The 10,683-nt window shown below is 68.0% G+C and carries 11 protein-coding genes and 1 pseudogene; 7 read left to right on the forward strand and 5 right to left on the reverse strand.

Translation table 11 applies throughout. From position 1 onward, the window contains the following. Positions 1-30 precede the first annotated feature (30 nt). Both WS46_RS00300 and WS46_RS00305 read right to left on the reverse strand, forming a co-directional pair. Positions 31-261 (reverse strand): hypothetical protein, encoded by a 231-nt coding sequence (locus WS46_RS00300; RefSeq protein WP_059688974.1) that lies wholly within the window; start codon positions 259-261, stop codon positions 31-33. 281 nt (positions 262-542) lie between these two features. Then, positions 543-1,448, reverse strand: coding sequence for a hypothetical protein (locus tag WS46_RS00305; RefSeq protein ID WP_059688975.1), 906 nt, complete (start codon positions 1,446-1,448; stop codon positions 543-545). A 78-nt stretch (positions 1,449-1,526) separates the two neighbouring features. Here WS46_RS00305 and WS46_RS00310 point away from each other — a divergent pair, with 78 nt between their 5' ends. Further along, a complete protein-coding gene (locus WS46_RS00310) occupies positions 1,527-1,865 on the forward strand; it encodes a helix-turn-helix transcriptional regulator (RefSeq protein ID WP_044844401.1) in 339 nt (112 codons plus the stop codon). Between the two features lie 12 nt (positions 1,866-1,877). On the opposite strand, the gene WS46_RS34935 is transcribed toward WS46_RS00310, so the two are convergent. Next, positions 1,878-2,180, reverse strand: coding sequence for a hypothetical protein (locus WS46_RS34935; RefSeq protein WP_156443051.1), 303 nt, complete (start codon positions 2,178-2,180; stop codon positions 1,878-1,880). A gap of 301 nt (positions 2,181-2,481) precedes the next feature. Between WS46_RS34935 and WS46_RS00315 the strand changes: the two genes are divergently transcribed. Next, complete coding sequence (locus WS46_RS00315) at positions 2,482-4,428, forward strand: Xaa-Pro dipeptidyl-peptidase (protein WP_059688976.1); 1,947 nt, start codon at positions 2,482-2,484, stop codon at positions 4,426-4,428. 289 nt (positions 4,429-4,717) lie between these two features. Here the strand turns inward: WS46_RS00315 and WS46_RS00320 are convergent, their stop codons facing one another. Next, positions 4,718-5,647 carry a 2-hydroxyacid dehydrogenase gene (locus WS46_RS00320; RefSeq protein ID WP_059688977.1) on the reverse strand — a complete coding sequence of 310 codons (930 nt, stop codon included), beginning with the start codon at positions 5,645-5,647 and terminating at the stop codon, positions 4,718-4,720. A 167-nt stretch (positions 5,648-5,814) separates the two neighbouring features. Here WS46_RS00320 and WS46_RS00325 point away from each other — a divergent pair, with 167 nt between their 5' ends. From WS46_RS00325 to WS46_RS00345, 5 genes are all read left to right on the forward strand, one after another. Next, positions 5,815-6,738 (forward strand): ABC transporter substrate-binding protein, encoded by a 924-nt coding sequence (locus tag WS46_RS00325; RefSeq protein WP_059534109.1) that lies wholly within the window; start codon positions 5,815-5,817, stop codon positions 6,736-6,738. Further along, positions 6,735-7,913: an ABC transporter permease gene (locus WS46_RS00330; RefSeq protein WP_059688978.1), complete on the forward strand. Its 1,179-nt coding sequence runs from the start codon at positions 6,735-6,737 to the stop codon at positions 7,911-7,913. The genes WS46_RS00325 and WS46_RS00330 overlap by 4 nt, the downstream gene beginning before the upstream one ends. Continuing rightward, a complete protein-coding gene (locus WS46_RS00335; protein WP_059688979.1) occupies positions 7,910-8,851 on the forward strand; it encodes an ABC transporter ATP-binding protein in 942 nt (313 codons plus the stop codon). Before WS46_RS00330 ends, WS46_RS00335 begins: the two co-directional genes overlap by 4 nt. Continuing rightward, entirely contained in the window at positions 8,848-9,615 is a 768-nt protein-coding gene (locus WS46_RS00340; RefSeq protein ID WP_059688980.1) for an ABC transporter permease, read from the forward strand. The genes WS46_RS00335 and WS46_RS00340 overlap by 4 nt, the downstream gene beginning before the upstream one ends. A gap of 219 nt (positions 9,616-9,834) precedes the next feature. Continuing rightward, positions 9,835-10,503 (forward strand): lytic transglycosylase domain-containing protein, encoded by a 669-nt coding sequence (locus WS46_RS00345; protein WP_059688981.1) that lies wholly within the window; start codon positions 9,835-9,837, stop codon positions 10,501-10,503. A 67-nt stretch (positions 10,504-10,570) separates the two neighbouring features. Here WS46_RS00345 and WS46_RS36265 read toward each other — a convergent pair. Next, positions 10,571-10,675: pseudogene (locus tag WS46_RS36265) on the reverse strand (LysR family transcriptional regulator); the annotation flags it as partial. Between the last annotated feature and the right edge of the window lie 8 nt (positions 10,676-10,683).

Below are 10,683 nucleotides of genomic sequence, written 5' to 3' on the forward strand. Positions count from 1 at the left end.
AGAAGTGAAAGTGGAAGCCGCGAATCGAGTTCAGTCGCCGTGCGCCGAGTCGGCACTCACCACGCGATCGAAGCACTCCTGCGCACGCGCCAGTTCGTCGAGCGCGCGATCGAGGCGCGACATCGCACGCGCATATTCGGCCGACGAAACGTCGTCGTCGCTTTCGCCGCGCACGGCGCGAAACGCCTGATCGACGTTGCGCGTCGCTTCGACGAAACGTTGAGCCGCCTGGGCTTCCCGCGAACAGATGTGGGTCGACATCGACACTTCTCCCTCAGGATTGCAGCGTGAAGCAAGCCGACGCACCACCGTACGTGGTGCGCATGTCGGCGGCGTGAACGACGACGAGCAGCCTGTCGACACGCGCGCGACCGCGCGGCGCGCTTCGTGGCGATTGTCGCGCGACGCTTGCCGATCCGCTACGGCGAGATTGCAACAAATTCTTGCGCACGCCGGGATGGCGACCACGCGCATGCGTATCGTTGCACGCACATTCAGCGATCCTGCTTCGCGTCACGCGCCGCACATGCGCAGCGAGAACGTCATGCGCGCCCGATGCGCGGATGCGCGAGACCACCGAACGCGGCCGCTTCGCCGGGTGACAGATCGAACAGATCGCCGGTGAGCTCGCGCGGATGCTCCGCCGTGGGCCGGCTGCGCAGTCGCGCGCCATGCGAGGGCGCGACGTAGGCGGCCGCCGTTTCGATCGGCGGCACGTCGAACAGGTCGCGCGTGACGCCGCGCACGGCATCCGTCGGCGAACGGCCGCGCAAGCGCGCGACCAGCTCGACGAAGCGATCGAAATCGCCGGCGCGCGTCGCCTTGTTCACCTCGGCGAGATCGCGCGCCTTCAACACGCACGGCTGCGCGAGCCGCACGAAATACGGCGCTTCGAGTTCGACCGACAGCGCGAGCGGATAGCTCTTGCCGGTTTGTTCCTTCGCGCGCCCGATGCAGTCGACCACGGCCGCGCCCTGCGCGACGCCGAGCGGCTTGCCCGTGCTCACGCTGCGCAGGTGATCGGGAAATACGCGCAGTTGCGTGCCGACCGTCAGTGCGGTGGACGATGCGCAGACGAGTGCGTAGTGCTGTTCGCGCCGCCGGCCCGACGGCAGCGTCGAGCGGCTCGCGATGAACGTGTGCGGCGGCAGCGGCCGCACCTGGCCGCTGGCGTCGACCCATGCATTCCACAGCAGCGCGTCCTCGCGCCTGCGCTCGCCCGGCCGCGCGCGCGACGCGACCGGCGAAAACAGCGCGAGCAGCGAGCCCGTGCGATGCGCGGCGACTTGCGCGCTGCTGCCGAGCGGCTGGTTGATCCCCCACAGAAAACGCCCGCCCCCGAGCCGGCGCTCCCATTCCTTGCGGAGCACGACGGTCGGCAGTTCCTCGCCGGACTCGGTACCGATCTTCGTCCAGCAGAACGTGGGAGGGAGGTGTTTCAGTGTCATCAACTTTCTCGGGATACAGCCTCGCTGGTGACAGCAAGCCCATTCAACAACCGTAACTGTATAGGTATAATGCATCGCATGGAAGCCCCGGACCACGATTTTCCTGTACAAGACCTGTTACGCCGTCTGATGGCGGACACGCGCTCGTCCAGCGAAATTGCGCGGCTTTCCGGCGTCAGCCAGCCGACCGTGTCGCGCCTTCGGCTATCGAACGGGCATCGGCTGCGACGCAGCGCGCCATTCAACAAGCTATGCAGTTTCTATGGCGTCGATACCGGCCCGGCGCGCCGCCGGTACAACGACCTGCTGCGCGACGCGATCGTCGACGCCTGGGATGGCTCCGACGAGCACGGGCGCGCGCTGCTGGTCGTGATTCAAGGGTTGAAGGATCTGCAGGCGAAGGCCGACGACGGGTGACCTCACCGGCGTTCATGAATGGAACGAAGGCTGAAAGCACCAGCGAGCGGGCGATGGCGAAGACGATTCGTCATCGCCCGTTTTGCATCGGCCGATGCAGCGCGAAGCGGCGGCCGGCGCATCGCCGAACACACGCACCGCCAGCACACCCCACGCGCCGCATCGACGGCGCTTCAAATATTTTTTACTCACAGTTAAAAAAGTTTGACACGCCGTTTTCACTGAGATAACTTTTGCGCAAGCTTCCGGAAAGCAAACGCGAACCGGCAAGCCATCACGATGCGCGGCGCGGCCGAAACCGCCGATCCGTTTCATTCCGTCGCCGCACGCGCGTCGCGTCGTGTTTTTCCGCAGCGCAGCACCGCAGCTCGCAACATCCCCGTCTCATCGAATGATGTCGTTCCGTCTCACCTGGAAGGACGCGCGGCATGCGCACATTTACTTTGCAGTCCTGCATGACGTGCCGTATGAAGCCGCTGCTTTCCAGCCGGCACATATCGCACGGCGTTGTCCGATGGTGCGGTTTTCTTGTCGTCGCATGCAGTAATCGGCCCGGCCCGCAGGGGGCGTATCGCGGAACGGTCGTATCCACACAATCAAAAGAACGAGGTCGGCAATGCAATTTCATTTCAGAGGATCGCGCCGCGCATGGCTACCCGCGCTCGTTGCAGCCGCGACGCTCGCCGCGTGCGGCGGAGATGACGGCGGCAGCGTGGCGGGCGTGTCCGCGCTCGCGCAAGGTCAAGGGCAAAACCAGGATCAGCAGGGCGACAATGCGCAAGGACGCGTGTCGCCGTCCGGCGTCCCGTACGCGAATCCCGCCAGCGGCGGGCGCTACAAGCCGGTGATCGCCAACGGTCAGGTGCAGCCGTCGCTATCCGGCGGCACGATCGAGGAAAACGCGTGGGTCGACACGCCGGTCGACTCCGACGGCGACGGCACGCGCGACCGCATTCACGTGCGCATCGTGCGTCCGTCGGAAACCGCCAACGGCGCACGCACGCCGGTCATCGTGCTCGCAAGCCCGTACTATGCAGGGCTCGCCGACAGCCCGAACCACGACGTCGACGTCGAACTCGACGGCACCCCGCATCCGGCCACCACTGCGGCCGCGGCAGCCACCGGCGCCTCCGCGCGCATCATGGCCGCGGCGCCGCAAACGCGCATGCTGCAGCAGCTCGAGGCGGCCGCGGCCGGCCGTTCGTGGATCGAGGGCTACTTCATTCCGCGCGGCTTCACGATCGTCTATGCGGATTCGCTCGGCACCGCCGGTTCCGACGGCTGCCCGACGATCCTCACGCGCGACGAATCCGTCGCGATGGCGTCGGTGATCCGCTGGCTCGGCCGCGATGCCGCCGCGAAGGATGCGAGCGGCAAGCCGGTCGTCGCGAACTGGTCGACGGGTCACGTCGGCATGTACGGCGTGTCGTACGACGGCACGCTGCCGAAGATGGTCGCGAGCCTGCGCACGCGCGGGCTCGACGCGATCGTGCCGATCGCCGGCCTGTCGAACATGTACGGCTATTACCGCTCGGGCGGGCTCGTGCGCGCGCCGGAGGGCTATCAGGGCGAGGACGTCGACGTCTACATCAAGGCGCTGCTGACCAACGCGCATCCGGAGCGCTGCACGCACCTGATCGACGAGGCATTGCAGCAGGAAGACCGCAAGACGGGCGACTATTCGGCGTTCTGGGCCGCACGCGACATTCCGACCGCACAGGCGGTCGCGCCGGCCCTCGTCGCGCAGGGGCTGACCGACGACAACGTGCGCGTCGACCAGTCGACGTCGTGGTATCTGGCGATGCGGCGTCAGGGCGTGCCGACGCAGCTGTGGCTGCACCGCCTGAAGCACACCGACCCGACCCGCGTGCCGGCGATGGCCGATGCATGGACCGCCGAAGTGAACCGCTGGTTCACGCGCTACCTGATCGGCGTCGACAACGGCGTCGAACGCGATTCGCGCGCGGTGGTCGAGCAGGCCGACGGCACCCTGCTGAAGGAAGCCGACTGGGCCGCGCGGCACGCCACGCCGGTCGCGTACTTCGCGGGCGGCGACGGCGCGGGCACCGGCACGCTGTTGCGGCTGCCGAGCGGCGGTCCGCTCGCGCGCTTCACCGACGATGCGTCGATCCCCGCGCTCACGCTGGCGAACGCCGCGACCGGCGAGCATCGCAGCCGCTTCGAGACGGCGCCGTTCGCGGCCGCGACGCGCCTGTCGGGCACCGCGACCGCACGCGTGCGGCTGACCTTCACCGGCGTCGCGAACGTGACGGCATTGCTGGTCGACCGCTCCCCGGATGGCTCTGCAACGATCGTCACGCGGGCATGGACCGATCCGCGCAATCGCGTGTCGGACTGGTTCTCGCAGCCCGTACTGCCTGGGATGCCGTATGACCTGAAGCTGACGTTCATGCCGCGCGACTACAAGCTCGAAGCGGGTCACAAGCTCGGCCTCGTCGTGCTGTCGAGCGACAACGAGGCGACGCTGCGGCCGACACCGGGCACGGGGCTCGCGCTCGATCCGGCCGGCACGTCCGTGACGGTGCCGCTGGTTTCGTCCTGAGCCGGCGCGGTCGATCGGCACGACTGACCGCCATGCGCATGCGATCGCTCCCGATCGCATGCGTGTGACGCCGAGCGGAACGCACCGAAGGCGCCGTGCGACTTTGCTTCACCGTCGCACGGCGCCGTTCTTCATCGGCAACGCGATCGCGTCAGCCATGCTGACGCGCATTTCACAGCACTGAATTCGCGGCCGCGACGCAATTTTTTCTCTTGTTGGCGGGGCCGGTTCAACTTCGTGCCGGTGCGCCTTTCACCCCTTTCGCCTTCCGCACCCGGCGCCGCCCCGCTCACACCGGCGTCAGCACCGGCTCCCCCGCGAAATGCCGGGCGGCGTTGTCCAGAAACTGCTGAACCGAACGATCGAGCGCCTCCGGCGACCAGCCGCCCATGTGCGGCGTCAGCACGATATTGTCGAGCGCCGTGAGCGCGCGCGGCGGCTCCGGCTCGCCTTCGTACACGTCGAGACCGGCGCCCGCGATGCGCCGCTCGCGCAGCGCATCCGCCAAAGCAGCGGTATCGACAACGCTGCCGCGCGACACGTTCACGAGAAAGCCGCCGGGGCCGAGCGCGTCGAGCACCGTGCGATCGATCAGATGACGCGTGCCCGCGCCGCCCGGCGTCGCGACGATCAGGAAATCGGCCCATTGCGCGAGCGCATCGACACGGTCGAAATAGCGATGCGGAACCTCCTTCGCGGAACGGTTGTGATAACCGATCTCGATGTCGAAGCCGGCCGCGCGCCGCGCGCATTTCTCGCCGATCTTGCCGAGCCCGACGATGCCGAGCTTCTTGCCCGACACGTTCGGCGGCATCTGCAGCGCATCGCGCCATACGCCGGCGCGGGTGTTCGCATCGAGTTGCACGACGTTGCGCACCGCCGCCAGCAGCAGCGCAAACGCATGATCGGCGACGCAATCGTCGTTGGTGCCCGCGCCCGTCACCACGGTGATGCCGCGCGCCTTCGCATGCGCGACATCGATGTGCTCGTAGCCCGCGCCGAGCGCGCTGACGAACGTGAGCTGCGGCAGACGATCGATTTCGGCGGCAGTGAGGCCCGTGCTGCCGTTGGTCAACACCGCACGGATCGTGCTGCCGTGTTCGGCGATCGCGCGCGCGCGTTCGTCGGCGGTCGGTGCATGATGGACGTCGTATGACGCGGCGATCTGGCGCTGCGCGTCGTCGCGCAGCGCGATAAGGACCAGCAGCTCAGGCTTCATGTCAGCAATTGTCCACAGGCGGGAATGCGTTCTAGTGTAACAACGGCGCGTGACGCGTGCGGGTTACCCCCACGCGCGCTGTGGACGTGCCGCCTCACATGGTTTGCCAAAGCCGACTCAGTCAAGTAACTTTCGGCGTAACGTCCCCGTTCTGGAGATTGGCCCCGATGAAGCTCGCCCTGCCCGCCCGAATCCTGGGCCTCGCGTTCGCCGCCGCTGTCGTGGCACCCGGCGCGCACGCCGACACGCCCGTCGTGGTGTCGTCGAAAATCGACACCGAAGGCAACCTGCTCGGCAACGTCATCGCACAGGTGCTGAAGGCCCACGGCATCCCCGTCACCGAAAAGATCGCGCTCGGCACGACCCCGATCGTGCGCAAGGCGCTCACGAGCGGCGAGATCGATATCTACCCCGAATACACGGGCAACGCGGCGTTCTTCTTCAACAAGGCCGACGATCCCCTGTGGAAGAACGCGAGCCAGGGCTACGACACCGCGAAGAAGCTCGACTATGCGGCGAACCATCTCGTCTGGCTCGAACCGGCGCCCGCGAACAACACGTGGGGCGTCGCCGTGCTCGCGCCGGTCGCGCAAGCGCAACACCTGAAGACTTTCTCCGATTTCGGCAAGTGGATCGCGGGCGGCGGCAAGCTGAAGCTCGCGGCGTCGGCCGAATTCGTGAACAGCGCGTCCGCGCTGCCGTCGTTCGAGAAGGCGTACGGCTTCAAGCTGAAACCGGAGCAGCTCGTCGTGCTGTCGGGCGGCGACACGGCCGCGACGATCAAGGCCGCCGCGAACCAGACCGACGGCGTGAACGCGGCGATGGTGTACGGCACGGATGGCGGGATCGCGTCGAGCGGCCTCGTCGTGCTCGACGACGACAAGCACGTGCAGCCCGTCTACGCGCCGACACCGGTGATTCGCGAAGTCGTGCTCAAAGCGCATCCGCAAATCGCCGAATACCTGAAGCCGGTGTTCGCAAGCCTAGACCTGAAGACGCTGCAGACGCTGAACGCGCGCATCCAGATCAACGGCGAACCGGCCGCCGGCGTGGCAAAGAGCTACCTGAAGTCGAAAGGCTTCGTCAAGTGACGGGTCGCGCGGTGCCGTCCGCGCGGCGCGTCACGCTCGACAAGGTCGGCATCCTGATCGGTGTCCTGACGATCGTGGCGGTATTCGGCATGCCGTTCATGGTGCTTCGGCCGAACCGCATCGCGGCCGGCACGGGGCTGTCGGCGTTCGCCGCGCTGCCCGCCGTGCAGGGGGCCGCGCTCGCCGCGTTGTGGGTCGTCGGCGCGTTGTGGGCGATGACGGCGAGCCGTCCTGCATGGCGGCTCGCGGCCGGCTGCACGTGGCTCGCGACGCTGGCTTACGCAGTCGGCGCCGCGGCGACGCACGTCGTCGCCCCCGACGACGTGCTCGCACGCGTGTCGCCCGCGGCAGGCGTCTGGCTGCTGCTGTTCGCGTGGGCCGTGCTGGTGGCCGACGCACTCGCGCGGCTCACATTCGGCCCGTGGCACCGCCTCGTCGCACTCGTCGTCGCGATTGCAGCGATATCGCTGCCGCTCGCGAGCGGCTGGTGGGACGGCCTGTCCGTGATGCGCGAATACGCGGTGCGCAGCGACGACTTCTGGCGCGAGGCAATCCGGCACGTGTCGCTCGCGGGCGGGTCGGTCGCGGCCGCGCTCGTCGCGGGCCTGCCGCTCGGCATCGCGTGCGCGCGGGCCGCACCGGTGCGCACCGTCGTGATGCCGGTGCTCAATATCGTGCAGACGATTCCGAGCATCGCGATGTACGGGCTGATGATGGCGCCCCTCGGCCTGCTCGCCGCGCACGTGCCGCTCGCGGCCGCGCTCGGCGTCCGCGGGATCGGCGTCGCGCCGGCCGTGCTCGCGCTGTTTCTGTACTCGCTGCTGCCGATCGCGTCGAGCGTCGTGGTCGGACTCGAGCAGGTGCCGCCGCACGTGACCGAAGCGGCTCGCGCGATGGGCATGACGCGCGCGCAGCGGCTGCTGCGCGTCGACCTCGTGCTCGCATTGCCGGTGATCCTGAGCGGCGTGCGCATCGTGCTCGTGCAGAACATCGGGCTGACCGCGGTCGCCGCGCTGATCGGCGGCGGCGGCTTCGGCACCTTCATCTTCCAGGGGATCGGGCAATCGGCCGCCGATCTCGTGCTGCTCGGCGCGATCCCGACGATCGCGCTCGCGCTGGCGGCCGCCGTCGTGTTCGAAGCCGCGACCACGCTCGCGAAGGGACGTACCGCATGATCGAGATCGAACGCATCGGCAAACGCTTCGGCGACGTCGTCGCCGTCGACGACGTATCGATGACGATGAAGCAAGGCACGATCACCGCGCTCGTCGGTGCATCGGGCAGCGGCAAGTCGACGCTGCTGCGGATGATCAACCGGTTGATCGCGCCGACCGCCGGCACGATCCGCATCGACGGCGTCGACATCGCGAGCGTGCCGCCCGAGCAGTTGCGGCGGCGCATCGGCTACGTGATCCAGGGGCACGGCCTGTTTCCGCACTGGAGCGTCGCGCGCAACATCGCGACCGTGCCGCGCCTGCTCGGCTGGCCGGCCGAGCGCATCGACGCGCGCGTGCGCGAACTGCTCGACCTGTTTCATCTCGCACCGGCCGAATTCGCGGACAAGCTGCCGCATGAACTGTCAGGTGGCCAGCAGCAGCGCGTCGGCGTCGCGCGCGCGCTCGCGGCCGAGCCCGCGATGCTGCTGATGGACGAGCCGTTCGGCGCGCTCGACCCGATCATCCGCAACAAGGCGCAGGACGATCTGTACGCGCTGCAGCGCCGCCTCGGCATCACGGTCGTGATCGTCACGCACGATATCGAGGAAGCGCTGAAACTCGGCGACACGATCGCGGTGATGGACGGCGGACGGCTGCTGCAGGTCGCGTCGCCGGCCGAGATTCTCGGCAAGCCGGCCGCGGGTGTCGTCGAGCAGCTCGTCGCCGGCGTCGACCGGCCGCTGCGCCTGCTCGCGCTGACGCCGATCGACGCGGTCGCCGAGCCCGGTCACGCCGAGGGCGAACCGATCGCCGCGACGCGCACGTTGCGCGACGCCGTGTCCGAGCTGCTGTGGCGCGGAGCGGACGCATTGCCGGTCGATGACGGCAATGGGCGCGATGCGCCGCGCCGCATCACGTTCGACGCGATCCGCACACACGCGAGAAAACCCGCATGACGACGCGGCTCGCGCGTTCGCCCCTGCCGCAGCGGCTGCCCGCGCATGTCGCGCGCGCGGCCGCGTTCGCGCTGCTGCTCGTGCTGCTGTTGCGCCCCGCGTGGCTGCAGGGCGTGTTCGCGCCGTTCGCGGACAACGGCGCGCCAGTCATCTACGATCGCGCGAGCCTGCTCGACCTCACGCTCGCGCATCTCGGCACCGTCGCGCTGTCGAGCCTGATCGGCACGGTGGTCGCGGTCGCGGCCGGCATCGCGGTGACGCGGCCGTCCGGCGCGGATTTCCTGCCGGTTGCGCGCAGCGTCGTCGACATCGGCCAGACCTTTCCGCCCGTCGCGGTGCTCGCGCTCGCGGTGCCGGCCGTCGGCTTCGGGTTGAAACCCGTGCTGATCGCGCTCGTTCTGTATGGGCTCCTGCCGATTTTCGAGAGCACGATCGCGGGGCTCGAAGACGTGCCGCGCGATGTCGTCGACGCCGCGCGCGGGATGGGGATGAGCGGTTGGCAACAGCTGGTGTCGGTCGAGCTGCCGCTCGCGTTTCCGGTGATCGTGAACGGAATCCGGCTCGCGGTCGTGATTAATCTCGGCACCGCGACGATCGGGTCGACGGTCGCCGCGCGCGGGCTCGGCGACGTGATCATCGCGGGCCTGCAGACGTCGAACACGGCGTTCGTGCTGCAAGGCGGCGTGATCGTCGGGCTGCTCGCGGTGCTGGTCAGCGATGCGATCGGCGCGCTTGCACGGGTGGCGAGCGCGCGGCGGGCGTAGCACGCATCCGCGATCGCTATCCCGTGCATGAAATGAGGGACGCGAGAGAAAATCCGGCCGCGCTTCATCCGGACTCCGATACGTGTTGGCGCAACGATCGAGTCTGTCCGGAGCACGCGCCGACAAAAGCCTACATCACGCTTTCATTCAAGCCCGCGCTCGCACACGTCCGACGATTGGCCGATATACTATGCGCCTCTCATTTCCCCGCACTCCACCATGCGACGACGGTTTCTCTGGCTGATCGTGCTTTCGCTCGGCATCGCGCACCAGGCCTCGGCGCAGCAGGCGCCCGCATTGCCTGCCTCCGCGCCCGAAGCGGCCGCATCCGCGCCGGCCGAGGCCTCCGCCCCGCTCGCGAACGATCAGCCCAACGAAGCAAACCGCCGCATCACGTCCTACCTGACGAAGAAATTCGGTGTCGCGAAAGAGCGCGCCGCGAAGCTCGCCGATATCGTGAGCATGACCGCGACGAAATATTCGCTGCCTCCGGCACTCGTTTACGCCATCATCTCGATCGAATCGCGCTTCCAGGAAAAGGCGCGCGGCCAGCATGGCGCGACCGGGCTGATGCAGGTGGTGCCTTCTGCGCACCGCGGCATGCTGCGCAACGTGAAAGACCTGACCGAACCGAATGCGAACGTCGAAGCCGGCTCGAAGATCCTGTCGGGCTATGTGCGGGCGGCCGGCGGCAACGTGCAGGCCGGGCTGAAAAGCTACGGCGGATCGAATGCGTATGCGGCGAAGGTGATGCAGCGGGTCGACACGTTCCGCTTCGTGCTCGAACCCGAAGACGGCGCGAAGAGCGCGAACGATACGAACGCGCGCATGGTGCCGGTCAGCGATCCGTCGACCGCGGCGCCCGCCGCGAGCCGCAACGCGAAGTAAGCGCACTGCACACCGCACGTGCGATCCTGAAGCGGCAGGACGCGCGACGTTACACACCGACCGGCCATCACTCGCGCGCGAAATGCGCACGCAGAAACTCGATGAAATGCTGCGTTTTCGCGGGCAGCAAACGCGTTTCGGTCATCGCATGGACGGGAAACGGCGCGTCGTGACTTCGTC

Origin of the sequence: Burkholderia sp. RF4-BP95 (genome assembly GCF_001521985.1) — a bacterium.
Lineage (GTDB): Bacteria > Pseudomonadota > Gammaproteobacteria > Burkholderiales > Burkholderiaceae > Burkholderia > Burkholderia diffusa.

Excerpts from the sequence above, each read along its gene's own strand:
- WS46_RS00300 (WP_059688974.1), bottom strand. The coding sequence starts at position 261 with ATGTCGACCCACATCTGTTCGCGGGAAGCCCAGGCGGCTCAACGTTTC.
- WS46_RS00305 (WP_059688975.1), bottom strand. The coding sequence starts at position 1,448 with ATGACACTGAAACACCTCCCTCCCACGTTCTGCTGGACGAAGATCGGT.
- WS46_RS00310 (WP_044844401.1), top strand. The coding sequence starts at position 1,527 with ATGGAAGCCCCGGACCACGATTTTCCTGTACAAGACCTGTTACGCCGT.
- WS46_RS34935 (WP_156443051.1), bottom strand. The coding sequence starts at position 2,180 with ATGAAACGGATCGGCGGTTTCGGCCGCGCCGCGCATCGTGATGGCTTG.
- WS46_RS00315 (WP_059688976.1), top strand. The coding sequence starts at position 2,482 with ATGCAATTTCATTTCAGAGGATCGCGCCGCGCATGGCTACCCGCGCTC.
- WS46_RS00320 (WP_059688977.1), bottom strand. The coding sequence starts at position 5,647 with ATGAAGCCTGAGCTGCTGGTCCTTATCGCGCTGCGCGACGACGCGCAG.
- WS46_RS00325 (WP_059534109.1), top strand. The coding sequence starts at position 5,815 with ATGAAGCTCGCCCTGCCCGCCCGAATCCTGGGCCTCGCGTTCGCCGCC.
- WS46_RS00335 (WP_059688979.1), top strand. The coding sequence starts at position 7,910 with ATGATCGAGATCGAACGCATCGGCAAACGCTTCGGCGACGTCGTCGCC.
- WS46_RS00340 (WP_059688980.1), top strand. The coding sequence starts at position 8,848 with ATGACGACGCGGCTCGCGCGTTCGCCCCTGCCGCAGCGGCTGCCCGCG.
- WS46_RS00345 (WP_059688981.1), top strand. The coding sequence starts at position 9,835 with ATGCGACGACGGTTTCTCTGGCTGATCGTGCTTTCGCTCGGCATCGCG.